The organism is Streptomyces sp. NPDC002790, from assembly GCF_040295505.1.
GTDB lineage: Bacteria > Actinomycetota > Actinomycetes > Streptomycetales > Streptomycetaceae > Streptomyces.
Genome location: NZ_JBEOVM010000017.1, coordinates 15181 through 39744, shown reverse-complemented (window position 1 = coordinate 39744; position 24564 = coordinate 15181). Strand labels below are relative to the sequence as shown.

The 24564-nt window shown below is 70.2% G+C and carries 22 protein-coding genes, 1 tRNA gene and 1 pseudogene; 13 read left to right on the top strand and 11 right to left on the bottom strand.

What is annotated here, in order from left to right; genetic code table 11:
- Positions 1-56 precede the first annotated feature (56 nt).
- Both ABT004_RS11605 and ABT004_RS11600 read left to right on the top strand, forming a co-directional pair.
- A tRNA-Thr gene (locus tag ABT004_RS11605) sits at positions 57-130 on the top strand.
- A 330-nt stretch (positions 131-460) separates the two neighbouring features.
- Positions 461-1129 (top strand): VanZ family protein, encoded by a 669-nt coding sequence (locus ABT004_RS11600; protein ID WP_351334376.1) that lies wholly within the window; start codon positions 461-463, stop codon positions 1127-1129.
- A gap of 88 nt (positions 1130-1217) precedes the next feature.
- Here ABT004_RS11600 and ABT004_RS11595 read toward each other — a convergent pair whose 3' ends face one another.
- Positions 1218-2330, bottom strand: a complete 1113-nt coding sequence (locus tag ABT004_RS11595; RefSeq protein ID WP_451192180.1) for a PP2C family protein-serine/threonine phosphatase — start codon at positions 2328-2330, stop codon at positions 1218-1220.
- Between the two features lie 127 nt (positions 2331-2457).
- Here ABT004_RS11595 and ABT004_RS11590 point away from each other — a divergent pair, with 127 nt between their 5' ends.
- Positions 2458-2880: an ATP-binding protein gene (locus ABT004_RS11590; protein WP_451192142.1), complete on the top strand. Its 423-nt coding sequence runs from the start codon at positions 2458-2460 to the stop codon at positions 2878-2880.
- Between the two features lie 137 nt (positions 2881-3017).
- A pseudogene (locus ABT004_RS11585) lies at positions 3018-3086 on the top strand (Uma2 family endonuclease); the annotation flags it as partial.
- Between the two features lie 34 nt (positions 3087-3120).
- Here ABT004_RS11585 and ABT004_RS11580 read toward each other — a convergent pair.
- Together ABT004_RS11580 and ABT004_RS11575 are read right to left on the bottom strand one after the other, a co-directional pair.
- On the bottom strand, positions 3121-4815 hold the full coding sequence (locus tag ABT004_RS11580) for a bifunctional 3'-5' exonuclease/DNA polymerase (protein ID WP_351334370.1): 1695 nt from the start codon (positions 4813-4815) through the stop codon (positions 3121-3123).
- A gap of 274 nt (positions 4816-5089) precedes the next feature.
- Positions 5090-5932 (bottom strand): nitrilase-related carbon-nitrogen hydrolase, encoded by an 843-nt coding sequence (locus ABT004_RS11575; RefSeq protein ID WP_351334368.1) that lies wholly within the window; start codon positions 5930-5932, stop codon positions 5090-5092.
- Between the two features lie 209 nt (positions 5933-6141).
- Between ABT004_RS11575 and bla the strand changes: the two genes are divergently transcribed.
- Positions 6142-7050, top strand: a complete 909-nt coding sequence (bla, locus tag ABT004_RS11570; protein WP_351334365.1) for a class A beta-lactamase — start codon at positions 6142-6144, stop codon at positions 7048-7050.
- 39 nt (positions 7051-7089) lie between these two features.
- On the top strand, positions 7090-8238 hold the full coding sequence (locus ABT004_RS11565) for a DUF2786 domain-containing protein (RefSeq protein WP_351334362.1): 1149 nt from the start codon (positions 7090-7092) through the stop codon (positions 8236-8238).
- 22 nt (positions 8239-8260) lie between these two features.
- On the opposite strand, the gene ABT004_RS11560 is transcribed toward ABT004_RS11565, so the two are convergent.
- Positions 8261-9373 (bottom strand): Gfo/Idh/MocA family protein, encoded by a 1113-nt coding sequence (locus ABT004_RS11560; protein ID WP_351334360.1) that lies wholly within the window; start codon positions 9371-9373, stop codon positions 8261-8263.
- A 143-nt stretch (positions 9374-9516) separates the two neighbouring features.
- Here ABT004_RS11560 and ABT004_RS11555 point away from each other — a divergent pair, with 143 nt between their 5' ends.
- Together ABT004_RS11555 and ABT004_RS11550 are read left to right on the top strand one after the other, a co-directional pair.
- Positions 9517-9858, top strand: a complete 342-nt coding sequence (locus ABT004_RS11555; RefSeq protein ID WP_351334357.1) for an ArsR/SmtB family transcription factor — start codon at positions 9517-9519, stop codon at positions 9856-9858.
- Positions 9859-9900: 42 nt separating this feature from the next.
- Entirely contained in the window at positions 9901-12279 is a 2379-nt protein-coding gene (locus tag ABT004_RS11550; RefSeq protein ID WP_351334354.1) for an FUSC family protein, read from the top strand.
- Between the two features lie 11 nt (positions 12280-12290).
- Here the strand turns inward: ABT004_RS11550 and ABT004_RS11545 are convergent, their stop codons facing one another.
- The 3 genes from ABT004_RS11545 to ABT004_RS11535 all read right to left on the bottom strand — a co-directional run bounded on the left by ABT004_RS11545 (position 12291) and on the right by ABT004_RS11535 (position 15281).
- Positions 12291-12818, bottom strand: coding sequence for a hypothetical protein (locus tag ABT004_RS11545; protein ID WP_351334352.1), 528 nt, complete (start codon positions 12816-12818; stop codon positions 12291-12293).
- Between the two features lie 12 nt (positions 12819-12830).
- Positions 12831-14288, bottom strand: a complete 1458-nt coding sequence (locus ABT004_RS11540; RefSeq protein WP_351334349.1) for an aldehyde dehydrogenase family protein — start codon at positions 14286-14288, stop codon at positions 12831-12833.
- 96 nt (positions 14289-14384) lie between these two features.
- Positions 14385-15281, bottom strand: coding sequence for a Sco1979 family transcriptional regulator (locus tag ABT004_RS11535; protein ID WP_451192135.1), 897 nt, complete (start codon positions 15279-15281; stop codon positions 14385-14387).
- A gap of 256 nt (positions 15282-15537) precedes the next feature.
- On the opposite strand from ABT004_RS11535, the gene ABT004_RS11530 reads away from it, so the two are divergent.
- The gene (locus ABT004_RS11530; protein WP_351334346.1) at positions 15538-16047 is read left to right on the top strand and encodes an ATP-binding protein; all 510 of its coding nucleotides are present in this window, start codon (positions 15538-15540) and stop codon (positions 16045-16047) included.
- Positions 16048-16106: 59 nt separating this feature from the next.
- Here the strand turns inward: ABT004_RS11530 and ABT004_RS11525 are convergent, their stop codons facing one another.
- Complete coding sequence (locus ABT004_RS11525; RefSeq protein WP_351334344.1) at positions 16107-16349, bottom strand: DUF397 domain-containing protein; 243 nt, start codon at positions 16347-16349, stop codon at positions 16107-16109.
- A 365-nt stretch (positions 16350-16714) separates the two neighbouring features.
- Between ABT004_RS11525 and ABT004_RS11520 the strand changes: the two genes are divergently transcribed.
- Positions 16715-17305, top strand: coding sequence for a PadR family transcriptional regulator (locus tag ABT004_RS11520; RefSeq protein ID WP_351334341.1), 591 nt, complete (start codon positions 16715-16717; stop codon positions 17303-17305).
- A 52-nt stretch (positions 17306-17357) separates the two neighbouring features.
- Here ABT004_RS11520 and gad read toward each other — a convergent pair whose 3' ends face one another.
- Complete coding sequence (gene gad, locus ABT004_RS11515) at positions 17358-18785, bottom strand: glutamate decarboxylase (RefSeq protein WP_351334338.1); 1428 nt, start codon at positions 18783-18785, stop codon at positions 17358-17360.
- 223 nt (positions 18786-19008) lie between these two features.
- Here gad and ABT004_RS11510 point away from each other — a divergent pair, with 223 nt between their 5' ends.
- Positions 19009-19767 (top strand): MerR family transcriptional regulator, encoded by a 759-nt coding sequence (locus ABT004_RS11510; RefSeq protein ID WP_351334336.1) that lies wholly within the window; start codon positions 19009-19011, stop codon positions 19765-19767.
- A 141-nt stretch (positions 19768-19908) separates the two neighbouring features.
- Positions 19909-20622 carry a DedA family protein gene (locus ABT004_RS11505; RefSeq protein ID WP_351334334.1) on the top strand — a complete coding sequence of 238 codons (714 nt, stop codon included), beginning with the start codon at positions 19909-19911 and terminating at the stop codon, positions 20620-20622.
- 18 nt (positions 20623-20640) lie between these two features.
- Here the strand turns inward: ABT004_RS11505 and ABT004_RS11500 are convergent, their stop codons facing one another.
- Together ABT004_RS11500 and ABT004_RS11495 are read right to left on the bottom strand one after the other, a co-directional pair.
- On the bottom strand, positions 20641-22308 hold the full coding sequence (locus ABT004_RS11500) for a threonine/serine exporter family protein (protein ID WP_351334332.1): 1668 nt from the start codon (positions 22306-22308) through the stop codon (positions 20641-20643).
- Between the two features lie 122 nt (positions 22309-22430).
- Positions 22431-22922 (bottom strand): inorganic diphosphatase, encoded by a 492-nt coding sequence (locus tag ABT004_RS11495; RefSeq protein WP_351334330.1) that lies wholly within the window; start codon positions 22920-22922, stop codon positions 22431-22433.
- A 56-nt stretch (positions 22923-22978) separates the two neighbouring features.
- On the opposite strand from ABT004_RS11495, the gene dacB reads away from it, so the two are divergent.
- Positions 22979-24475, top strand: coding sequence for a D-alanyl-D-alanine carboxypeptidase/D-alanyl-D-alanine endopeptidase (gene dacB, locus ABT004_RS11490; protein WP_451192128.1), 1497 nt, complete (start codon positions 22979-22981; stop codon positions 24473-24475).
- The last annotated feature ends 89 nt before the right edge of the window (positions 24476-24564 follow it).

Here is a 24564-nt window from a genome sequence, read left to right as displayed (position 1 = left end):
CTTTGGAGCGTGTAGGATTGACCCCGTTGCTGACGCACTCCGGTGCGCGCGGCGGCGCCGCCTTAGCTCAGATGGCCAGAGCAACGCACTCGTAATGCGTAGGTCTCGGGTTCGAATCCCGAAGGCGGCTCCGGAGAAGCCCCAGGACTCACTCGCCGTGACCTGGGGTTTTTTCATGCCCGGGGCTTCTTGTGCGGGAGGCCGGAGGCGGCGACGTTCGCCGGCCGCGAGGCACTGACACTTCTGCGCGGCGCTGGGTGACGGCCAGGTCGCCCGATGTGTCAACCGGACTCTCTTGAGTCGGTCTTTCGGCGCAAAGCTGCGGCGCTCGCAGCAGCCGACCCGGGGACGCCCTCGGCGGTAACTCGCCGATATTTTCGGCATGTTGGGCGTCGGCACCGGGAGTCGGTGTTCGGTCCCTCGGCGTGTGTGGGATCAACTCCGGGGTATCCGGCTCCGCATGGACACTGAACCGCGCCTGCGGCAGCGCACTTGGGGTTGGCGGCTGATCCGTGGTCTCGTCATGGCGATCGGCTTCGTCTGCATGGTGGCGTTTGCCGTCGCGCTGGCGAAGGTCACTCTCGTCCCGTCAGCCTCGTCAGTGACGTTGACACACACCAACCTGCATCCCGGTAGTTCGATTCGTCTGTACTTCGAGCAGCCCGACTGGCGGGACACGATCAAGCAGGTCGGCGGGAACGTTCTCCTCGGGGTGCCGTTCGGTTTGCTGCTGCCGGTGCTCTTCCCTCGTACCCGGGGCTTCGTCCGGGTGGTGCTCATGACGGCGTTCTTGATGCTCACCGTCGAGATCGCCCAGGGCCTGATGGTCACCGGCCGGGCGTTCGACATCGATGACGTGATCCTCAACGCGGCCGGCGCCTTCCTCGGATATCTCGTTCTCGGCCGCGGGCTCGGCCGGGCCCTGCATCCGCGCCGCGCCCACTGGTGGCGCCCACGCGCCGAGGGGACGGAGAAGCGGGCTCCGGCCGGCACCCACAACAAGGGCCGAGAGGGCTGGAGTTGGGCCCGGTTCACGGGCGGCGTTCGCTCCGGTGCCAAGGTCACGAAGACTGCTCCTCCTGCGGGCGGGCCGGCCGGAGACCGCGGATCAGGGGCGCTTGGCCCGTAGCAGTGCGGGGAGTCCCTTGCCCGGGAGGGACCTTGTCGTCAGGCCGGAGTCGGCTCAGCGCGTACACGGAGCCGTATGCCGCCGGTCCTCAATGTGCGGTGGGGCTGCTGCGGCCCAACCAGTCGAGGCAGACGGCCAGTTCGTCGTCGGTCGCGGTGTCGCCCCGGTGTTCGGCCGGTTCGCGCAGGACAGCGCGGGGAACGGCTGCGGCCGGCAGCAGGCCGGCGGCCTGGATGGCGCGCGCGAGTGCACGTTCGCCGTACGCCTCGGCGTCCCGACCGGCGGTGGCGTACACACCGTCGCTCACGATGATCAGCCGGTCGCCGGGGCGCGCCTCGAAGTCCTGGGGCACATAGGGAGTGTCCTCGAACATGCCGAGCGGGAGCTGCGCGTCGAAGGGGACCCGTTCTATGACCTTGCCGCGCTGACGCCACAGTTGCGGAGAGCCCGCGTCGACCACCTGGGCTCTGCCGGTCGCGAGGTCGAAGGAGAGCAGCAGGGTCGAGACGTGCTGTCGGCCTTGGTGCTGGGCGTAGAGGGCCTGGTCGGCGAGGGCTGCCTGGTCGGCGATGTCGATGCCCGCGCGGCGTGCGTTGCGCGGGGCGTTGACCGCGAGGTTGGTCAGGAGGGAGGCCTGGATGCCCTCGCCCATGCCGTTGGTGATGGACAGGGTGAGGGTGTCCTCGGTCGTGGCCCAGTCGAAGTTGTCACCGTAGATGGCATAGGCCGGCTCCCACTGGGCGCCGATGGCGTACTCCTCGCGGGAGCAGGAGCGTCCGGGGAGAAGCTGCCACTGCATCTCGGCGGCGAGGGTGAGCCGGTTGACGCGGCGGGCCTGGAGGTAGAGGTCGGTGTCGCGTTCGGCCACGACGATTTCGTGCCCCAGGAACGCGGCGAGGTCCGTTAGCTCGTCGACGGCCTGGGGCGTGCATCTGTGCTTGGGGAGTCGAACGGTGAGGATGCCCAGTCTGTCGCCGCGTACGGTCACGGGCAGGTGGAGGTGCACCGCACCGTCCAACGCCGCGTACTGCCCGTACGGTTCCTGGCTGCCGAAGGCCCGCCCCTCAGCACTGTCGTGAAGGGACAGGCGCCCTGCCCCGAAGTGCGCCGAGCAGCCCTGTGACCTCGGTGGCGATGTCCGCCAGCTCCTGGGGGTCCGTAATAGAGCGTGGGCGCATTCACCCACTCTGCCACTTTCCAGGCGGCCGTGTCAGTACACGGTCGGCGCCGCACCACCCGCAACGTTCGCCTCACACGGGCGCCCGGGAACGGAGTTGGACCGGCCGATCGGGGCAGAAGGATGGTTCACGAGACCAGGCTTCCCCGCTATGGAGGTTCAGCACATGGGCCAGTCACAGATCATGGGCCGGCGAACCGAGCGTGTTCAGCACACGACGTGCCCGGCCACGGCGACTCAGGCGCGCCACGACATGCGCAGATTCTCCGCGGAACTCTCGCCCGCCCCGACCCCCGAGTCCATCGACAATGCGGTACTCGTGGTCTCCGAACTGGTCAGCAACGCACTGCGGCACGCAGGAGGTCTCACCGCCCTGCGCCTGGCCGCGGACCGCACCACCCTGGAGATCACCGTCCGGGACCCCAGCCACGCAACACCGCGGGAGCGCCCGGCGGATCTGAACGGGGCCGGGGGCGGGTTGGGGTGGCCCCTGGTGCGATTTCTCGCCCGCACCGTCACCGTCAATCCCTCCCGCCAGGGGGGAAAAGACGTACGCGCCGTCCTCACCCGCTAGCCTCCGGGATCGGCCCGGCTTCGGGCTTCCGGCTCCGTGGATGCCACGTGCCGGCCCGACGCTCCACCAACCGTCATGGCGCCCGGCCGGTGATCGAAGTGGCAGGAACTCCCCTTGCCACGGAAGGGCCGCGCGGACGGATCGTGAAGACGGACCAGTACGCCAAGGCCGGTATCGCCTTCTACTGGCGGGTCGAGCAGGCCGCGCGGCAAGGTGTCGGCGAACTCATGCCGGTGTGCGTCACTTGGCGTCCGCGTAGCACTCCACCACCGCCACCGTGAACGGGAAGCGGACCGGGGTTTCGCCGAAGGTGAGGCGGGCTGCCAGGTCGGCTGCTTCGTGGATCGCCTCGGTCACGCGGTCTGTCTCCTCGGCCGGGCAGTGCACGATCACCTCGTCGTGTTGGAAGAAGACCAACTCGGCTGCCATGTACGTGAGTTCGCGGCGCAGTGCGGCGAGGACGAGGAGGGTCCAGTCGGCGGCGCTGCCCTGTACGACGAAGTTGCGGGTGAAGCGGCCGCGGGCGCGGGAGTTCGATGAGGAGTACCCGTATCCGGGCGTCGGGCCGGTGGTGTCCGTGGGCTGGCCGGGATCGTCCTGGGGGATGCCGGCTTCGTCGGGCTCGGCGGAGCCGGCGGCGGGTGGGCAGGTGCGGCCGAGCCAGGTGCGGACGAGGCGGCCCTCTTCGCCCGCGCGTGCCGCCTCGTCGACGTACGCGACCGCCTTCGGGAAGCGGCGTCGCAGCAGGGCCAGGTTCTTCAGGCCGTCGCCCGAGGTCTGGCCGTATATGGCGCCGAGGACCGCGAGCTTGGCCTGGGTGCGGTCACCGGCGAACGCCCGGTCGGAGACCGCCTGGTAGAGGTCGGCGGCCTGGCCCGAGACGTCCATGAACGCGGGGTCGCGGGAGATCGCGGCGAGGACCCTGGGCTCCATTTGGTCGGCGTCCGCCACGACGAGTCGCCAGCCCGGGTCGGCGACCACCGCGCGGCGGATGACCTTGGGGATCTGCAGGGCGCCGCCGCCGTTCGTCGTCCACCGGCCCGAGACCGTGCCGCCCGGCAGGTACTCGGGTCTGAAACGGCCGTCCCTGACCCAGTCCTGCAGCCAGGACCAGCCGTGCGCCGTGTAAATCCGGTAGAGCTTCTTGTACTCGATGAGCGGTGCTACGGCGGGGTGGTCGATGGTCTCGATCTCCCAGCGGCGCGTGGAGGTGAGCTTGATGCCGGCGTGGGCGAAGGCCTTGATGACGTCGGCGGGGAGGTCGGGGCGCACCGGTCTGCCGAACGCCTCCGACACCTCGTCCGCCAGCTCGGCCAGGCGGCGCGGCTCGCCGCCGCCTCCGTAGCGCTCGCCGAGGAGTTCGGCGAGGACCGCGCGGTGCACGTCCGCCCGCCACGGCAGGCCCGCCGCGTGCATTTCGGCGGCCACCAGCATGCCTGCCGACTCGGAGGCGGTGAGCAGGCGCATGCGACCGGGCTGCCCGGTGGCCTCGTGGCGGCGCTGCTGATCCGCGTACACGTCGATGAGGTCCGTGAGCGGTACGTCCACGGGTGGGCGGGGTTCGAAGAGGGACGACTGGGAGCCGGGGGCGGCGACGCGGGGTGGCGGGTCGGGTGGGACCGGGGCGCCCTTGAGTCTGGCGAGGGCCGCCGCGGCGGAGTGGGGGTCGCCGTGCCGGCCCTCGTGGGCGAGGAGGAGGTTTTCGGCGGCCTCGATGTCGTAGCAGCGGTCGATACGGATGCCGGCGGCGAGCAGGTGGGGGTATACGGCGTGGGTGTCGCGCCAGACCCAGCGGGTGACCTCCGGGTGGGAGCGGAGTGCTGCCGCGAGGTTCGGTTCGTGGGTGATCGGTCCGGCGGGGAGGCCGTCCGGGCGTAGCGGAACGAGGTGCGTTCCGCCGTGCTCGGTGGGGGCGAGGGCCCATCGTTCGGTCACGTAGCCGAGTGTCACATCAGGCACTGACAACGTGTGTGCTGCGACGGCGTTGCGGCCTCGGGGCTCTGCCCCGGACCCCGCTGCTCAATCGCCGCAAGGGCTTGAAAAGCCTGCTCAAACGCCGCAGGGGCTTGATTGGCTCGACCCCCGCGGGGGCTTGAAAGGCCTGCTTGGTTGGCTCAAGCCCCTGCGGGAAAAAAGGGCTGCTCGATCGTCGCGGGGGATTGAAAGATGCTGCTCAACCCCCGCAGGGCTTGATTGGCCCGGTCGTTGACTAGCTGTCGCCGCCCTCGTCGATCAGGCGGCGGACCTCGCGGTCGATCAAGCCCAGGCGGGCTTCCGCCACCAGAGGGACCGCTCTGCGTTGGCGGCGGGCCTCGTGGACGTCGATGTCGACCGTTACGAGGCCCGGTTCCCACTGTGGCGCCTGCGCCACCACCGTGCCGCGCGGGTCGACGACGCGGGAGCCGCCCCAGAAGGACGCCCCGTTCTCGTTGCCGACGCGGTTCACGAAGACGACCCAGCACTGGAGCATCTTGGCCGTGTAGGAGAGGAGGGTGTCCCAGTAGAGGGTGGTGTCCATGGCCTCCGGGTCGAGCGTCGCCGCGCTGTTCGCGGGGACGAACAGGATCTCCGCGCCGTCCTGCACCGCCAGCCACGGAAGCACCGGCTGCCACGCGTCGTTGCAGACCAGCGTCGCCGCTCTGCCGTGGTCGCCGGGCAGGTCGTACGCGCGGGAGTGCTGGCCGGGGCTGACGTGCTTGCGCTCCTCCCAGGCCAGGTAGTTCGGGAGGTACAGCTTGCGGTGGGCGTGCAGCAGGGCGCCGCCCGCGTAGTAGGCGGAGGTGTTGTACGCGCGCAGGCTGGTGTGTTCGTGCAGGCCCACCATGACGTCCGGGCCGTCCGGGGACGTGAGGCCGAGCAGTCGCGGATCGTTCGTGGCGATCGACGTGTCCGACTTCAGGCCGCCCAGGTGGTAGCCGTGCAGGCTCAGTTCGGGGAAGACGACCAGGTCCGCGCCTTGGTCGCCGGCCTGCGCGATCTGTTCGCGGGCCGTCTCCAGGTTGGCGTCCACTTCGCCGAGTTCGCAGTCGGTCTGCGCCAGTGCCACTCTCATGCCCCCGAGCCTCGCATGTCGCGGAGGCCTCTGGCACCTCGGTGACCTCTGGGATGTCGGTGGCCCCTGGTATCCCGGTGGCCCCTGCTGTCCCGGTGGGTCGCAACCGATCGGGTGGGCAGGACTGTCCTCGTATTCGGACTCGTACGCGTATCCGTGCTCGTACCGGTCGAAAGATCGTCGTCGCGAAGAAAGGGCCACCCCACACCGTGTCCACCACCCGCCGCGCCATCCTCACCACAGCGACCGCCATCGGCGCCACCGCGTTCGCCGGTACCGCCACCGCCCGAGCGGCGACCGGTGGTGCGCACGCCGAGTCGGCCGATGGCCGCTTCACCGCACTTGAGCGCCGGCACGGCGCCCGACTCGGCGTGTTCGCGCACGACATCGGTACCGGGCGCACCATCCGGCACCGCGCCGACCAACGCTTCCCGATGTGCTCCACGTTCAAGACGCTCGCCGTCGCCGCCGTGCTGCGCGACCTCGACAAGGACGGCGAGTTCCTGGCTCGTCGCGTCCACTACACGCAGGCAGACATCGACCGCGCGGGCGGCGCCCCCGTCACCGGGAAGCCGGAGAACCTCGCGCACGGCATGACCGTCTCGGAGCTGTGCGGCGCCGCGATCTCGTACAGCGACAACACGGCGGCCAACCTCCTTATGAAGTACCTCGGTGGCCCAACCGCCGTCACCCGCTTCGCCCGCTCGACCGGTGACCGCACGACCCGCCTCGACCGCTGGGAGCCCGAGCTGAACTCGGCCGAACCGGGCCGCGTCACCGACACCAGCACGCCCCGCGCGATCGGCACGACGTACGCGCGGCTGGTCCTCGGCGACGCCCTCGCCCCCGCCGACCGCGACCGGCTGACCCGCTGGCTGCTCGCCAACACCACCAGTGGTGAACGGTTCCGCGCGGCCCTGCCCGCCGACTGGGTGCTCGGCGACAAGACCGGCACGGGCTCGTACGGCACCGCCAACGACGTCGGCATCGCCTGGACGCCGGACGGGGCGCCGGTGATCCTCTCGGTCCTGTCGACCAAGCCGGACGAGGACGCCGAGGGCGACAGCCCGCTGGTGAAGCGGGCCGCCGAGCTGATCGTCGAGTCGCTGAGCCGTTAGCTCTCTCCCGCCTCCCGCCACGGCTGAGATCATGGCCGTATGAGTGGTACGAGCAGTGACAGCACGGTCGAGCGGGCCTTCGCCGCCGCCCTCCACGACGGCGGCGACCTCGACACCGGTGCTTCGCTGCTCGCCGCCGACCCGTCCGCGGACACCGAACTCGCCCTGCGGGGGCGGGAGTTCATGCGGCGGGCCTGGGAGCGCGGCTGGCAGCCGGCCGACGTGCTGCGGATGGTCGTACGGGAGGAGGGCCTTGATGCCGCCCACGAACGGCTCGCGGCCCGTCTGATCCGCACCGAGACCGAGCGGTACGAGAACCTGCCGCCGCGCTGGGCCGCCCAGCTCGCCGACCTTGCCGAGCTGTCGGTGGAGGAGTACGCGCGCGTGGACCGGTTCTCGGGCGCCACCACCGCCCTGGAGCTGTACCGGCTGCTGGCGCGACTGCCCGCGATCGAGCCGGTCGGCCCGGTACCCGGTGAGTCGATCACCGTGCCGGTGGCGGGTGAGCCGCGCGCCCTGGCGAGGATCCGCGCGCTGCTCGCCAAGGCGGAGCGGACCGGGTACCCGCCGGAGGCGGAGGCGCTGTCGGCGAAGGCGCAGGAGCTGATGGCCCGGCACTCGGTCGACGAGGCGCTGCTCGCCTCCCGTACGCACACGAAGGACGCGCCCGCCGCCTGCCGGATCGGCGTCGACGCCCCCTACGAGACGGCGAAGGCGGTTCTCCTCGACGCGGTGGCGGGCGCCAATCGCTGTCGCGCGGTGTGGAACTCGGCGTTCGGGTTCTCGACGGTGGTCGGATTCGAGGCGGATCTGGAGGCTGTGGAGGTGCTTCATACGTCGCTGCTCGTGCAGGCCACCGCCGCGATGACGCGCGCCGAGGCCGAGCAGCGGGCGGGCGGCAGGAAGCGTACGAAGACCTTCCGGCAGTCGTTCCTCGCCGCGTACGCGCACCGGATCGGGGACCGGCTCGCCGCCGTCGCCGAGCGGGTGACGGGTGAGGTGGATGAGGCGGACGAGGTCCTGCCGGTGCTCGCCGCGCGGGACGTTGCGGTCGCGGGGCGGGCCGAGGAGATGTTCCCCGAGACCGTGACGACGCGGGTGAGGGGCGTCACCGACGGGGCGGGCTGGGCCGAGGGCACCGAGGCGGCGCAGCGGGCCCGCCTGGACGGGCAGCCGCGCCTTCCCTAGGGCCGGACTCCAGGCGGCAGCCTCAGCGTGCCGCGCGTTCGATGCGGTCGAGCAGCCGGTGGTGGCGGACGGCGTGCGCGAAGTCGGGGACGACGGACGTGCCGTCGGCCAGGTCGCGGCGGAGCTGGGTGTAGGCGGCGCCGACGTTGTACGCGTCGGTGCCGCGCAGCTCCGCGAGCTCGGGATCGAAGTAGCGTTCGGGGACGGCGAGTTGAGCGAGCTCGGCGTCCGAACCGCGCGCTCCCGCGATCGTGTACTCGCCCATTTGCAGATGCCCGGTGTCGCCGGTCACGACCAGGTCGCCCTCGGTTCCGTTGATCTCCCAGTGGAAGTTCGTGCCCCGCGACGTGCCGCCCCGGAAGTGCACGGACGCCACCGCGCCGGAGGCGAGCACCCCGCCGAGCACCACCTGGTCGGGGACGTCGGGCCGGTGGACGGTGCCGTGGGAGTCCGTGAGTTCGCTGCGCCGGATGGCGGTGACGGCGCTGACCTGAGTCGCGCTGTCGAAGTCGCCGAGTACCGAGGTCAGCCCGTCCAGCGTGTGGCCGAACGGGATGGTCAGCATGTTCGCCCCGGTGGACCGGTCCAGGAGATACGCGGAGCCCTCCGGCACCTCCGCTCCCCAGCCGCGCGCGGACGCCACCATGCTGGTGGACAGCACCTCGCCTACGTAGCCGTCCGCGATCAGGTCGCGCAGGTGCCGCACGAGCGGGGCGGACCGTGCCTGGAGCCCGGTGAAGGTGCGAAGGTCGCGCTCGGCGGCGAGTGCGGCCAGCTTCTCGGCCTCCGCGACTCCGACGCCCAGCGGCCACTCGGAGAACACCGCCTTCCCCGCGGCGAGGGCGGACTCGATGATCTCCCGGTGGTCGGGAACCTTGACGGTGACCACGACGAGGTCGACCTCGTCGGACGCGGCGAGCTCCGCGGCCGTACCGAAGGAGTGGGCGATGCCGTACTTCTCGGCGGCGGCCCGCGCGGAGTCGGCGCTGCTCGCGGAGAGCGCGCGCACCTCGAAGCCGTTCAGCCGGCGCAGCGCGGGCAGATGGGCCCTGGCGGCCCAGCCGCGCTTGGCGGAGAGGCCGACGATGCCCACACGGACGGGAGACTGCTGGGACGCGGGCGGGGGCAGGGGCATGACGGGCTCCTCCACTGGGCGGCGGGGCATTGACGGGGCACTAGAGTGTTTGATGATCTACGAACATTCGGAGTGTACGTACGGCATCGAACACTCGGCAAGGGTGTTCAAAGAGTCTTGGAAGAGTCTTCAGGGAGGACGGCATGGCCGCGGCGGAAGGTACGGCGAGTGGGCACCGGGCGGCGCCGGTGCATGTCGCACCGGCGGATGTCTCCCTGGAGGCGGCGCTCGTCGCGCTCGCCGACCCGGTGCGCCGCACGCTCGTCCGCGAGCTGGCCGGGGCCGTCGACTGGGAGCGCACCTGCGGCACCTTCGACGTGCCGGTCACCAAGGCGACGCTGAGCCGGCACTTCTCCGTACTCCGCGAGGCGGGCCTGCTGGAGCAGCGGGACGCCGGGCCCAGGCGCCTCAACCGGTTGCGCCGCGCCGAGTTCGACGCCCGGTTTCCCGGGCTCCTGGATCTGGTGCTCCGCGAAGGGAAGTAGGGCCCTGGCGTCCGAAGTGGCTGATGCCCGTATTCTGGCGGAATGAGCTGGTTCCGGGCGTTGCAGGTGACCACGCGCTCGGGCCTGACCGTGGAGCGCAAGCGCCTCGAACCGCTGATCGCCCTGCGCGGCGCCGTGGGGCTCGCGATCGTGCTCGCGGTGAGCCTGTCGCTGTTCGGTCCCGCGGTGGCGGCGGGTTCCGCCTTCGGCGCGTTCCAGGCGGCGATCGCCACGTTCCAGCGCAGCTGGCGGCCACGTCCCGAACTCGCGCTCGCCTCCGGCGCGAGCCTCGGCATCTCGACGTTCGTCGGCTACCTCACCGGCTCCCACCTCGTCTTCTTCCTGCCGCTGCTCGCGCTGTGGACGTATCTCGCCGGACTCGCCTGGGCGGCGGGGCCGACCATCGGCATCATGGCCTCGTCGAACGTCGCGATGATGCTCGTGACCATCACCCTGCCGACGACGCTCGCGGAGGCCGCGGGGCACGCGGCGATGATGGCCTTCGGCGGCCTGGTTCAGGCCTCGCTGGTGATCCTCTTCCCCGTACGCAGATGGGGAGCGCACCGCGACGCCCTCGCGGACGCGCTCGCGGCGGAGGCGGATTACGCGCGGCGGCTGCGGCACGATCCGGTCGCCGCGTTCGATCCGGAGCCGCTGATGCTGGCGCGGAACGCGGCGGCGCTCACGCCGAGGCAGGCGCGGACGCGGCCCGCGCAATTGCACGGTACGCGGGGGCTCGCGGAGCGCATCCGGCCGGTGCTGGCGTCGCTCGCGGATCCGGCGGTGGGGGTGCCGGAGGAGGGGGTGGAGCGGGATCGTGTGCGGGAGTTGCTGGCCGCGGCGGGGGAGATTCTTGATGCTGCGGCGAGGGCGATTCGGCGGGGGGCGCCGGTGAGGATTCCGCCGGGGGCGGTGGCAGCGTTCCGGTCCCCGGATACCGGGGTGATTCTGTCCGGGCCTCCGCAACGGGCGGCCACCCGTCTGGGCTCTCTCCTCCGCGACGTGGTGGAAACGGCAGGCGGCGCCGCCCCCACGCCACGGGGCTCCGCCCCGGGCCCCGCGCCTCAATCGCCGGCGGGGCTGGAAAGCCGGGGCTCCGCCCCGGGTCCCGCTGCTCAATCGCCGCAGGGGCTTGATTTGCCCGACCCCGCCGACGTCGAAGGGGGCGATGCCGCCGCCCCCGCCTTGGGCAATCTGCCGCCTGGGGCGGCAGGGTGGGCAAGGCGGCCCCCGGTGCCGCGCGCCGATGATGTGGCCCCCGCCCCGGAGCCGCCGGTACCGGTGCCGCCCGCCCCGGTACCCGCCCCGGTACCCGCCCCGGCCCCCGCCCCGGTACCCGCTCAGCCCTTGCGGCGGCCCAGTATCTTTCAGTTGCTGCCCGTCGCCGTCCGCGCCATCCGCCGCGAGGCCCGGCCAGGGTCCCCGGTGCTGCGGCATGCGAATCGCGTGGCCGCGGTCGCCGTCGCCGGGTATCTCATCGGCGACGTACTCCCGTTCGGACACGGCTACTGGGCGCCGATGTCGGCCGTGATGGTCATGCGCCCCGACTTCTCGCAGACGTACTCACGGGCGGTGGCCCGCTTCTGCGGCACGCTCGTCGGCGTCACCCTGGCGACCGGGATCCTCCAGGCCGCGCACCCCGGCACATATCTCTCCGCCGCACTCGCCGTGGTGTTCGCGGGGCTGATGTACCTGCTGATGCGCACGGGACAGCTCGCCTCCCAGTGCTGCATCGCCATGTACGTGGTGTTCCTGCTCGGCATGGGCGGCGAGGAGTGGAGCCAGACGGTCCCCGAACGCGTCGTGCTGACACTCGTCGGCGGCGTACTCGCGATGCTGTCGTACGCCCTGTACCCGGCCTGGGAGACCCCGCGCCTGCGCACCCGGCTCGCCGACTGGCTGGCCGCGCTCGGCGAGTACGCCGCCGCGGTCGTCGCCCACTACGCGAGCCCCGCGGGCAAGAGCTGCCCGGACGTGCGCGAGGCCCTGCTGAAGGCCCGTGACGCGCACATCGCCTGGGAGCAGGCCGCGGCCCGCGCCAAGACGGAACCCGTACGCCACCGCGGCCTCTCCAACGCCGCCGCCGACGAGGCCGCGCACGCCCTGCACCACATCGGCCGCGTCGTGATGCTGATGGAGGCGCACCTGCCGGAGCGCGGCGCGACCCCGGTGCCCGCCGCCGACGCGCTCGCCGACGCGCTGCGCGCCGCGACCCGCGACGGCGCGCAGGCCATCCGCGAGCGCCGGATCCCGCGCTGGAAGCCGGTCCGCGAGGCCCTCGACGCGTGGGACGGCGAGGGCGTCCCGGACCGGGTGGTGCGTCGCGGGGCGGCGCTGTTCCTCGAAACGCTGGAGGAACTCTCCTACGCCCTCGACACCGACGCACCGCCGATGACCCGGGAGTCGACCGACCAGAGGTGACGGGCGGCGACTCAGTTCGTCGGGAGGCCGCTGGGCAGGGAGGTCGGCAGCTCGCCGCCCTTGGACGTGGACTTCTTGAACGTGTCCTTCTGACCCGCGTCCCACGAGATCCGCATCGTGCTGCCGTCGTTGGACTCGACCGCGCCCTTCGTGCGGTCGGTGTTCCCGTCCGCGCACCTGAGCGCGAGCGTCGGCTTGTCGGCGCCCGCCAGGGTCCCGGTGCACAGATGCCCGTCGGCGGTGGTCAGCGCGGCCTGGTTCTCGCCGACGACCAGGACGACGGGCTTTCCACCGGCGGACGCCTTCCAGACGCCCTCGGTGTCCTTCAAAGAACCGGGGCCGGCGGACGAACTCCCGCTGGAAGGCGTGCTCTTGCCCGCCCCATCGCTCTCGCCCGAGCCCGAGCCCTTGCTCTGATCCTTGGCCGCGTCGCTGCTGCCGCCGCTGTCGTCGTCCCCGCCGCCACTGCACCCGCCCACGGCGAGCACCGCCACGACGGCCAGAGCGCCCGCGGCGACCCGTACGTTCCTGATGTGCACAACTTCCCCCAACTAGAACGGGAACTGAGAGCGCCCCCGCTGCACGGATATCCACTTCTGCGTGGTGAACGCCTCCAGTGTCGCCTCGCCGTTGAGCCGCCCGATCCCGGACTGCTTCTGCCCGCCGAAGGCGACGAGCGGCTCGTCGTGCACGGTTCCGTCGTTCACATGGAACATGCCGGTGTCGATCCGCTGCGCGAAGTCCACCCCGCGCTCCACGTCGCCCGTGTGCACGGCGCCGCTCAGCCCGTACGGGGTGTCGTTCGCGATCCGCACCGCCTCCTCGTCCCCGTCGAACGGGATGAGCAGGGCGACCGGGCCGAAGATCTCCTGCCGCAGGACGGGGGAGTCGGCGGGCAGCCCGGTGAGGACGACCGGCTCGACCACGTTCCCGTCCACACCTCCGCGTACGAGCGCCGTGGCGCCCTCCGCGACCGCGGTGGCGACGACGCTCGAAATCGCCTCCGCCTGCGTGGAGTTGATGACAGGGCCGATGACGGTCTTCGGGTCGCGCGGGTCGCCCGACTTGAGGGTGGAGACCTTCGCCACGAACTTCTCCGTGAACTCCTTCTCCACCTTGCGGTCCACGAGGATCCGGTTCGCCGCCATGCAGACCTGGCCCTGATGGACGTACCGGCTGAAGACCGCGGCATCCACCGCGTAGTCGATGTCCGCGTCGTCGAGCACGGTCAGCGCGCTGTTGCCGCCGAGTTCGAGGATCACCTGCTTGAAGTGCGCGGCGCAGACCGTCCCGACGTGCCGGCCGACCTGGTCGGAGCCGGTGAAGGAGATGACCTTGGGCACGGGGTGGGTCAGGAACGCGTCGCCGATCTCGGCGATGTCGGTGATCACGACGTTGAGCAGACCGGCCGGCAGTCCCGCGTCCTCGAAGAGCTTCGCGATCAGCGAACCGCCGGTGACCGGGGTGTTCTGATGCGGCTTGAGGACCACGCCGTTGCCGAGCGCGAGCGCGGGCGCGACGGACTTCAGGGACAGCAGGAACGGGAAGTTGAACGGCGAGATCACGCCCACCACCCCGACCGGCACCCGGTAGAGCCGGTTCTCCTTGCCGTCCACGGGGGAGGGGATCACGCTGCACTGCGGGCGCAGCGCCAGCTGGGCCGACTCGCGCAGGAACTCCTTGGCGAGGTGCAGCTCGAAGCCGGCCTTGACCCGCGTGCCACCGAGCTCGTCGATGATCGCCTCGGTGATCTCCTCCTCGCGCTCCTCCAGGAGGCGCAGGGCGCGCTCGAAGACGGCGCGGCGCGCATACGCGTTGGTCCTCGCCCAGTCCTTCTGAGCCCGCTCGGCCGCGCGATACGCCTCGTCGACCTCTTCCACGGAGGCGACGGTGATCGAGGCGAGCTTGTCCCCGTCATAGGGATTGAAGTCGATAATGTCCCACGCCCCGTGTCCGGGACGCCACGAGCCGTCGATGTATTGCCGGTCCAGTTCCGTGAAGTAGGACATGTAATCCCTTGCTGCAGCGCCGGGCACTCTGATGCACGCCATCGTACGGGCGGGTAACGGCAGTTACAGCAGAAGATCCGTCAACTCACAGCAGACTCAAGTCAATTCGGACAACGCGTCACGGAGCAGTTGCACACTGTTCTCGGGAGAGGGGCACTGGGCCGAGAGTTCCGTCATCGCCTTCTCGTACTGCGTCACGTCCTCGCGCTTGTCCAAATACAGGGCGCTGGTGAGCTGTTCGAGGAAGACGACATCCGAAAGGTCGGATTCGGGGAACGTGAGAATGGTGAACGTGCCGGACTCGCCGGGGTGCCAGCCATGGCCGAACGGCATGATCTGCAACGTCAGTTGGGGGAGCGAGGCCAGTTCGATGAGGTGTTCCAGCTGCCCGCGCATCACCTTGCGTCCGCCCTGCACGCGCCGCACCGCGGCCTCGTCGAGCACGATGTGCACCTGGGGCGACCGCTCGTCGACCAGCAGCTTCTGCCGCTCGATGCGCAGCGCGACCCGCCGCTCGATGTCCTCGCGCGCGGCCCCCCGCATGCCCTGCTCGACGACCGCGTGCGCGTAGTCCTCGGTCTGGAGCAGGCCGTGCACGAACTGGGCCTCGTAGCCACGGATCTGGGTCGCCGCGCCCTCGAGCCCGAGGTACGTCGGGAACCAGCCGGGCAGCACGTCGCTGTAACTGTGCCACCAGCCCGCGACGTTGGCCTCCTTGGCGAGCGAGAGCAGCGCGGAGCGCTCCGTCTCGTCATCCACTCCGTACAGCGTCAGCAGGTCGGCGACATCGCGCGGCTTGAAGCTCACCCGTCCCAACTCCATGCGGCTGATCTTCGATTCGGAGGCGCGAATCGAGTAGCCGGCGGCCTCGCGGGTGATCCCGTGCGATTCCCGCAGGCGCCTCAGCTGTGAGCCCAGCAGGATGCGTCGCACCACCGAGCCCCCACCAGAGTTCAGCGCCTGGGGCGACCCCCATGCCTCCCCAGCGGTCACGTCTCTTCATCCTCCCCTTGGTCCACGGCCGAAGTCTGCCATCAAAACGCTCCAGCCTGTACTCGTTCGGTTACAGAAATGGAAAGATCGCGAACTACATGCGCAAGAAGTCGTAGGAAGAAATACGCGAGAACTGGTACGGGCTCGCTCAAGTCGGGCGCGTGCACGTGCATCTGCCCTTGCATCCGCTGTACGCATTCGGAACGATGGCGCCACCACCGCTCGCTGCGTACTGCGAAAATGGGGAGTACCTCGCATGGGGACGAATGGATCGACCATGCTCGGGCCGTTGGAGTCGTTACGGCAGGGCTTGCCGCCGGTCGACCCCTCGGCCGTCTCCAGTACCGCGTCCTGCGCTCTTCCCGCACGCTACGAAGCGGTGCGCAGCGCAAGGGAGTTCAGCCGCAGGACGCTGGCCGACTGGGGAGCGCTGGAGCGTTTCGACGACATCTGTCTCGTCGTCTCCGAACTTGTCACCAATGCCCTGCGACACGGCCTCCCGGCGGACACCCCGCACGGCCAGGACCCGCCCGTGCGGCTCCACTTGATGCATTGGTCTTCGCGCGTAGTGTGCGCGGTCCGCGATCCCAGCCACGAGAGTCCGGTGGCCCAGGAAGTGGACATCGACATCGACATCGACGCCGACTTCTCGGCGGAGTCCGGGCGCGGCCTGTTCCTCGTCGACTCCTTCGCCGACAGCTGGGGTTGGCACCCCTTGGCCGGAGCGCTGAGCGGAAAGGTCGTCTGGGCGCTCTTCAGGTTGTGAAGTCGTGCAGTGAAGTCGTGCAGTGAAGTCACGCTATGGAAAAGGCTCTTGACGCTGCGTCAGGCATCGGCCGTCAAGTGGTCGAATTCACCGTCCTTCACGCCGAGGAGCATCGCCTCTATCTCCGCGGGCGTATAGACGAGCGCGGGTCCCTCTGGAAAGTTCGAGTTGCGTACAGCGACCCTTCCGCCGGGCAACTTCGCGAACTCCACGCAGGAGCCCTGCGAGTTGCTGTGCCTGCTCTTCTGCCAGACCACTCCGTGCAACTCCGTGGCCGCCATGCCGTTGTACACGTGGTGCACGGTTCGCTCCCCGGTGGTGCTGTCAGTGCTGTAACAGTGAATGATTCTGTGGCCGAAGTGATAGCCGGAACAGCAGTGATCAACTGCCCCAACTGTCCAGGATCATAGCTGCGTTCATATGCCGTTGCATGGGCAGATGCACGTGCACGCGGGGTGTTCTCGCAGTTACAGTTCGGAAAGCGCCTGCCCCAGTACCCGCATTGCATGCGAGCGCCATCCACCGGCACCGATCTTTCGAGCCATCGCCCGCGCGCCCCGGGCGCCGGAAATTGGCCGGAATTCGATCCGCTCACCGCACCCGCGCCGCACGCGGGGAAACTTGACCGGCGACGGCTGCATGTGCCCCGACGTCTAGGCTGGACCGCATGTCAGCGATCCGCCTGCTGGTTCTCGGGGCCGTACGGCAGCACGGCCGCGCGCACGGCTACCAAGTCCGCAACGACCTGGAGTACTGGGGCGCCCACGAGTGGTCGAACGCCAAGCCCGGCTCGATCTACCACGCGCTCAAGCAGATGGCGAAGCAGGGACTGCTGCGCGCCCACGAGATCGCGCCCTCCACGGCAGGCGGCCCGCCGCGCACCGAGTACGAGCTCACGGATCAGGGGCGCCAGGAGTACCTCGCCCTGGTCCGCTCCTCGCTCACCTCGTACGACCAGCGGCCCGACATCCTCACGGCGGCGCTCGGCTGCATGGTCGACCTGCCGCGCGGCGAGGTGGTGGGCCTGCTCGAGGAGCGGGTGCGGAGCATGGAGGAGTGGCGCCGGTCCGTCACGGAGTACTACACACCCGAGGACGGCCCCGAACAGCTCGGCCACATCGGCGAGATCATGAACCACTGGGTCTTCTCGGCCGAAACCGGCGCGCAGTGGACCAGGGGCCTGATCGCCCGCATCGAGGCCGGCGCCTACACCTTCGCAGGCGAGGGCGAACCGTTCGTGGGGGTGCTCGCCAAATAAGCCCCGCTCTTGGACGAGAGCCCGCGGGGTCCGGGGCAGCGCCCCGCGACGTTCAGTGATGGAACCCCGTGGCCGCCCCCCGGTCCCGCGTCACCGGATGCGCCTGTTGCCGCAGCTCCGGCAGGAGCCGGCCCAGGTCCTCCACCAGCAACTCCGCCAGGTCGGACGAGAACCCGTTGCGGCACACCACCCGCAGCACCGCCAGATCCTCCCGGTGCGCGGGGAACGTGTACGCCGGCACCAGCCACCCCCGCTCCCGCAGCCGCCGCGACACGTCGAACACGTCGTACGCCTTCACGTCGGGCGCTGTGGTGAACGCGAAGACCGGCAACTCGTCGCCCCGCGTGAGGAGCTGGAAGTCGCCGAGCGCCTCGATCCGCTCCGCGAGCCCGCGCGCCACCTCCCGTGTCGCCTGCTGAACGGCCCGGTAGCCCTCCCGCCCGAGACGTAGGAACGTGTAGTACTGGGCGACCACCTGCGCCCCGGGACGCGAGAAGTTCAGCGCGAACGTCGGCATGTCCCCGCCCAAGTAGTTGACCCGGAAGACGAGTTCCTCCGGCAGGGCCTCCGCGTCGCGCCACAGTGCCCACCCGACGCCCGGGTAGACGAGCCCGTACTTGTGCCCGGACGTGTTGATCGACGCCACCCGCGGCAGCCGGAAGTCCCAGGCCAGATCCGGGTCGAGGAACGGCGCCACCATCGCTCCCGACGCCCCGTCCACATGCACGGGGATGTCGAGACCCGTATGCGCCTGCAGCTCGTCGAGGGCCGCGCACAGGTCGGCGATCGGCTCGTACGAACCGTCGAAGGTGGACCCCAGAATCCCGACGACACCGATCGTGTTCTCGTCGCACAGCTCGGCGGCCGCGGCCGGGTCGAGGTGGAACCGCTCGCCCTCCATCGGCACCTGGCGCGCCTCCACCTCCCAGAAATTGCAGAACTTCTCCCAGCAGACCTGCACGTTCACGCCCATGACGAGGTTGGGGCGGGCCTCGCGCGACGGGTAGCGGTCCGCGTTCCGCAGTGCCCAGCGCCGCTTGAGCGCCATCCCGGCGAGCATGCACGCCTCGCTCGACCCGGTGGTCGAGCACCCCACGGCGGTGGACGGATCGGGCGCGTTCCACAGATCGGCGAGCATGGCGACGCAGCGTCGCTCCAGCTCCGCCGTCCGCGGGTACTCGTCCTTGTCGATCATGTTCTTGTCCCGGCACTCGCCCATGAGGACGCCTGCCTGCGGCTCCATCCACGTGGTGACGAAGGTGGCGAGGTTGAGCCGCGCGTTCCCGTCCAGCATCAACTCGTCACGGACCAACTGATACGCGGTCATGGGCGCGAGCGGCCCCTGCGGCAGCCGGTGCTTGGGAGGGGCGTCCGTCATGACGGCCGTCGGATTCGCCTCCCCGTAGAAGGGGTTGACGGAGAGCGGACGCTCGTCGGGCTTGCCGTACCGGTCGGCGGGGCTCTGGTGCAGCGGTGACATGGGGCAACTCCTTTACGCAAAAGGGCAGTTGACGCGATCGGTGACCCGAGCCATGACGCGAGGCGCATCAGGCGTCACGGCCAGCCACGGAACCACTCTAGAGGGACATAAAAGGCATAACACCCCGAGAATCGGCCGAAGGAATCGACTTGCACCTCACGTCACGTGAGGCCCCAAGCTGAATCACGTAGCCGAATCACGTACGAGAAGGGAGGTTCCGCGGATGAGCTACTCCGTGGGTCAGGTCGCCCGCTTCGCCGGGACCACGGTGCGCACCCTGCACCACTACGACGAGATCGGCCTGCTCGCCCCGAGTGAGCGCAGCGCGGCCGGACACCGCCGGTACGGCGAGGCCGACCTCGACCGGCTCCAGCAGGTCCTCTTCTACCGGGAGCTCGGCTTCCCGCTCGACGAGATCCAGGCCCTGCTGGACGACCCGGAGACCGACCCGCGCGAACACCTGCGGCGCCAGCACGAACTGCTGACCGTCCGCATCGAGAAGCTGCAGAAGATGGCAGAGGCCGTCGAACACGCCATGGAGGCACAGCAGATGGGCATCCAGCTCACACCGGAAGAGCGCTTCGAGGTCTTCGGGGACAAGGACCCCGTGGAGTACGACGAGGAGACCGAGCAGCGCTGGGGCAACACGGCGGCGTACGCCGAGTCGCAGCGGCGGGCCGCGACGTACTCCAAGGAGGACTGGCTGCGCATGAAGGCCGAGAACGACGACTGGCTCGCGCGCTACGTGGCCCTCGTCACGGCCGGCGAGCCGGCGGACGGCGAGCGCGCCATGGATCTGGCCGAGGAGCACCGCGACCAGATCTCGCGCTGGTTCTACGACTGCCCGCACGAGATGCACGCCTGCCTCGGCGCCATGTACGTGGCCGACGAGCGCTTCAAGGCGTACTACGACGCCCTGGGCGAGGGCGTCGCCGACCACCTGAGCACCGCGATCCAGGCCAACTCCGTACGGAACGGCTGAACCACAGGTTTGCCACAGTTTCCGCACAGTGCATCCTGAGGGGGCCACTGGAACCTGGCAGGGTCAACCGGCGTTGATAACTTTGCACCGCCATTGCCTTGCCCTGCCTTTGCCACCGAAGCCCCTCAGGAGTCCGGACCCGTGATGACGCTTGCTCTAGGACCAAGCTGGCTGGACCCGGACTATCTGCTGAACACGTTCGGCATCTGGGGTCTGCTGCTGATCGTGTTCGCCGAGTCGGGTCTGCTGATCGGCTTCTTCCTGCCGGGCGACTCGCTGCTCTTCACCACGGGCCTGCTGATCACGTCGAAGCAGCTGGACTTTCCGCTGTGGGGGGCGGTCGGGCTGATCTGTCTCGCCGCGATCCTGGGCGACCAGGCGGGCTACATGTTCGGCAGGAAGGTCGGCCCGTCCCTCTTCAGGCGCCCGGACTCCCGGATCTTCAAGCAGGAGAACGTCACCAAGGCGCACGAGTTCTTCGAGAAGTACGGCCCGAAGTCCCTGGTCCTGGCCCGCTTCGTGCCCGTCGTCCGTACGTTCACGCCGATCATCGCGGGCGTCTCGGGCATGAAGTACCGCTCGTTCCTCACGTTCAACGTGATCGGCGGCGTGCTGTGGGGCGCGGGTGTGACGCTGCTCGGCTCGTGGCTCGGCAACATCGAGTTCGTGCACAAGAACATCGAGGCGATCCTGATCCTGATCGTCCTGCTCTCGGTGGTGCCGATCGCGATCGAGTTCCTGCGGGCCCGCGGCAAGTCGAAGAAGACGGCCGCGCAGGCCGACGAGACCGGGGTAGGCGGCGGACCCGGCGAGGCCCCGCCCGCCCCGCCGCGCCGCCGGCACGCGAAGCGCTAGAACCACACCCGGGAAACGCTAGAAGCCCCTCGTGCGCTTGGCCGCGCGCCGTCCCGCGGCGCCCGGCCCCTGCAGGAACAGGCGGGAGATCTCGCCACCGAGGTTCACGCCGATCGCGATGGCGAGGGCGAGCGCGGCCGCCTTGGACAGGAACGTGAGCCCGGAGTTCACATCGCTGTGCGCGATCGCCAGCAGCCCGAAGTACGTCGCCGAACCGGGCAGCAGCGGGCCGATCGCGGCCGTGACGTACGGCAGCGCCGAAGCGAACTGGTACCGCGAGAAGAGCTGCCCGAACAGGCCCACGAGCCCCGCCGCCGCGGCCGTGGCGGCCACCGGCGAGATCCCGCCCTGGTAGTGCAGCGCCCCGAAGATCGCGCCCGCGACCCCGCCGTTGAGCGTCACGGCGATCACCGTCGCCCGCTCCTGCTGCAACAGCACGGCGAACGCGAGCGACAGCGACATCGACGCGAGGATCTGCCAGACCGGCCGGTCGGGGCTCTGCAACGCCTCCTCCGGGTCGAGCTGCGCGTTCAGCTGCACGCCTACGTAGAGCATGATCAGGACGCCGATGACGATGCCCACGAAGAAGTACATGACTTCCAGGAGGCGTGCGGCGGCCGTGATGTAGAAGCCGGTCAGGCCGTCCTGCACACCGGCGACGAGCGCCCGCCCGGGGAGCAGCGCGAAGAGCCCACCGGTGATCACCGCGGACGCCCGCACGTCTACGTAGTCGTGCGCGAGCGTCAGCGCGATGCCGATCGCGGCGGGCGGCATCGCGGCCACCGTGAACTGGTAGAACTCCGGGAACCCGCGCCCCGCGCAGAGCCACGCGAGCCGGTCGCCGAGCATCGCGCCGATCGCGGCCACGACGAACACCAGCACGTCACCGCCGACCAGGATCGACGCGGACCCGGCGAGCAGGCCGCTCGCCACGGTGAGCGCCCAGCCCGGGTAGGGGTGCCGGTTCCTGCGGATCTCGGCGAGGCGCCGGTAGGCCTCCTCCAGGGAGACGTCGGTCTCCTCGTCGCTCATGTCGTCGACGAGCCGGTACACGGCCGCGAGGCGTGTGTAGTCGCTGCCGCGGCGCCGCACGGTGCGCGAGGCCGTCACCGGGTCGTCCACCAGGGACGGCTGGAAGCTGATCGACAGCAGAGTGAACGTTACTGTCGGCTCGCAGCGGTCGAGCCCGTAGGACCGGCACACGGCGAACATCGCCGCCTCCACGTCCTCGGCGCCCTCACCACCCGCGAGCAGCAGCTCCCCGATACGCAGGGTCAGGTCGAGCACGCGCGGAACGGCGGGCCCCGACTCCTCGTCGTGCTTCTGGACCAGCTCGGGGGCGGGCCGCTCGGCGACCGGCATCCGCAGCATGGTGCGCATCCGGTCCTGCCAGGGCGCCTCCTTGGTCAGTCTGACCACGGGGATGCCGTGCGGCGGGGTGAACGCGGGGGACGACTCACGGACGCTGTACGTCCGCGGCCGCGTGAACGCCGAGCTCTCCGTGTCCACCGGCTCCGGCGCCTGCACGTTCAGCCCATTGGGCACCGCGAACTCCGAAGTGGTCGACGACTCCTCGTCGACCACCGGGGGCGGCGTGATGATCCCGATCGGCTGCGTGAACGCGCTGCGCGCCTCGTCGGACTGCGGCTTGCGGTCCTCGGGGGCCTCGGACTCCCGCTCCGTCACCTCTGTCGTTCCTCGCCCTTCACATCGCTGCGTATCCCTGCACCGTACGTACGCTTCAGTATGCGCACAGATACGCGAACGGGCCGCCCCAGGGGGGCGGCCCGGATGTGAACGCTGGGGGCTCAGTGGCCGCCGTTGTCCTGCGCGCGCTTGTAGGAACGCTCGATCTCGGCCTCGGCCTCGGTGCGGCCGACCCAGTCGGCGCCCTCGACGGACTTGCCGGGCTCCAGGTCCTTGTAGACCTCGAAGAAGTGCTGGATCTCCAGGCGGTCGAACTCCGAGACGTGCTGGATGTCGCGCAGGTGCTCCATCCGCGGGTCCGTCGCCGGGACGCACAGCAGCTTGTCGTCGCCGCCGGCCTCGTCCGTCATCCGGAACATGCCGATCACGCGGCACTTGATGAGGCAGCCGGGGAACGTCGGCTCGTCCAGGATGACCAGGGCGTCCAGCGGGTCGCCGTCCTCACCGAGGGTGTCCTCGACGTAGCCGTAGTCCGCGGGGTAGGCGGTCGACGTGAACAGACGACGGTCGAGGCGGATACGACCGGACTCGTGGTCGACCTCGTACTTGTTCCGCGATCCCTTCGGGATCTCGATCAGGACGTCGAACTCCACCGGTGGCTCCTCAATGATCAACACAAACGTCTGGTGGTTAAGTGTCCCCTACGCAGATGTGTGATCGCGAAAGGGGCTGGTCCGCGGTGCCGGAGCCGAAGGCTTCGCAGCTCGTGAAGAGTGCGGCGAAGACTGTTGCCGGATCCAAGACCAAGCACGTCACGGTGGGCGCGACGGCGGTGGGGCTTGCCCTCGCGGCCGTCGTGGCGGTCGCGGCCGGTCCCTGGGACGCTTCGGGTCAGCGTAAGGCCGAGGCCGACCGGGCCGCCTCCTCGGAGGCCGGAGGTGGCGCAGATCACGGAGGTGCGGCCGAGGCGGCGCCGAGCGCGCCCGTGGTGCTCGCGGCCCCCGGCGCGGCCGTGCCGGGCCCCACGAAGAGTGCCCTGGCCGACGTGCTCGACCCACTCCTGAAGGGCCCCGCGCTCGGCGGCCGGCGCACGGCCGCGGTCGTCGACGCCGTCACCGGAAAGCGGCTCTACGGGAGGGCATCGGGCGACACCCTCACCCCGGCGTCCACGACGAAGCTGGCCACGGCGGTGGCCGCCCTCTCGGCCGCGGGCCCCGACCACCGCATCGCCACCCGTACGGCCCTGGAGAAGGACTCCAAGAAGCTGATCCTGGTGGGCGGCGGCGATCCGACCCTGACCGCCCGCGCGAAGAACCCTTACGGCGCCGCCGACCTGGGCACGCTCGCCGACGAGACCGCCAAGTCGTTGAAGAAGCGGGACACCACCGAGGTGACCCTCACGTACGACACCTCGCTGTACGCGGGCCCCGACATCCACCCCATCGGCCCCAACGAGAACCTCGCCCGGGTCACCTCGCTGATGGCCGACGAGGCCCGCACCGACGACTCCGACAGCGGACCGGCCACGCGCGAGGGCGATCCGGCGGCGGCCGCGGCGAAGAAGTTCGCGGACCTGCTCGGCGACCGCGGCATCAAGATCAAGGGCGACCCGGCCTCCGGCAAGGCGTCCGGCACGGCGAAGAAGCTCGCGAAGGTGTCCTCGCCGCCGCTCTCCGCGCTCGTCGAGCGGATGCTGACGCACAGCGACAACGACATCGCCGAGGCGCTCGCCCGGCAGACCGCGATCGCCGTGGGCACGAGCCACGACTTCGACGGCGCGGGCAAGGCCGTCAAGAAGCAGCTCGGAAAGCTCCGGCTGCCGCTCGATGACACCCACTTCGCCGACGGCAGCGGCCTCGACCGCGCCGACAAGGTCTCCGCCGACCTGCTCACCGGCCTGCTCGCCAAGGCCGCCGACCCGTCCCGCCCCGAGCTGCGCTCCGTCCTCACGGGCCTGCCGGTCGCCGGCTTCACCGGAACCCTCGCGAGCCGCTACGAGGACGCGGCCGACGCCTCGGGAACGGGCCTGGTCCGCGCCAAGACCGGCACCCTCACCGGCGTGAACACGCTCGCGGGCACGGTCGTCGACGCCGACGGCCGCCTCCTCGTCTTCGCCTTCATGACGGAGGGCGCCACGGACCCCAAGGCCGCCCAGGGCGGCCTCGACCGCCTGGCCTCATCGGTCGCCAACTGCGGCTGCAGATGAACCCTTAAGGGTTCCGAGGGGCCGAAGTGGGGCGCCACTCCGGGCTCAACCCCTCTACCGGTACGCGAGGGGTCACGTACCGTTGACGC

Excerpts from the sequence above, each read along its gene's own strand:
- ABT004_RS11555 (WP_351334357.1), top strand. The coding sequence starts at position 9,517 with ATGGCCGCGGCGGAAGGTACGGCGAGTGGGCACCGGGCGGCGCCGGTG.
- ABT004_RS11550 (WP_351334354.1), top strand. The coding sequence starts at position 9,901 with ATGAGCTGGTTCCGGGCGTTGCAGGTGACCACGCGCTCGGGCCTGACC.
- ABT004_RS11540 (WP_351334349.1), bottom strand. The coding sequence starts at position 14,288 with ATGTCCTACTTCACGGAACTGGACCGGCAATACATCGACGGCTCGTGG.
- ABT004_RS11520 (WP_351334341.1), top strand. The coding sequence starts at position 16,715 with ATGTCAGCGATCCGCCTGCTGGTTCTCGGGGCCGTACGGCAGCACGGC.
- dacB (WP_451192128.1), top strand. The coding sequence starts at position 22,979 with ATGTGTGATCGCGAAAGGGGCTGGTCCGCGGTGCCGGAGCCGAAGGCT.
- ABT004_RS11530 (WP_351334346.1), top strand. The coding sequence starts at position 15,538 with ATGGGGACGAATGGATCGACCATGCTCGGGCCGTTGGAGTCGTTACGG.
- ABT004_RS11575 (WP_351334368.1), bottom strand. The coding sequence starts at position 5,932 with ATGAGAGTGGCACTGGCGCAGACCGACTGCGAACTCGGCGAAGTGGAC.
- ABT004_RS11600 (WP_351334376.1), top strand. The coding sequence starts at position 461 with ATGGACACTGAACCGCGCCTGCGGCAGCGCACTTGGGGTTGGCGGCTG.
- ABT004_RS11510 (WP_351334336.1), top strand. The coding sequence starts at position 19,009 with ATGAGCTACTCCGTGGGTCAGGTCGCCCGCTTCGCCGGGACCACGGTG.
- ABT004_RS11565 (WP_351334362.1), top strand. The coding sequence starts at position 7,090 with ATGAGTGGTACGAGCAGTGACAGCACGGTCGAGCGGGCCTTCGCCGCC.
- ABT004_RS11590 (WP_451192142.1), top strand. The coding sequence starts at position 2,458 with ATGGAGGTTCAGCACATGGGCCAGTCACAGATCATGGGCCGGCGAACC.
- gad (WP_351334338.1), bottom strand. The coding sequence starts at position 18,785 with ATGTCACCGCTGCACCAGAGCCCCGCCGACCGGTACGGCAAGCCCGAC.
- ABT004_RS11560 (WP_351334360.1), bottom strand. The coding sequence starts at position 9,373 with ATGCCCCTGCCCCCGCCCGCGTCCCAGCAGTCTCCCGTCCGTGTGGGC.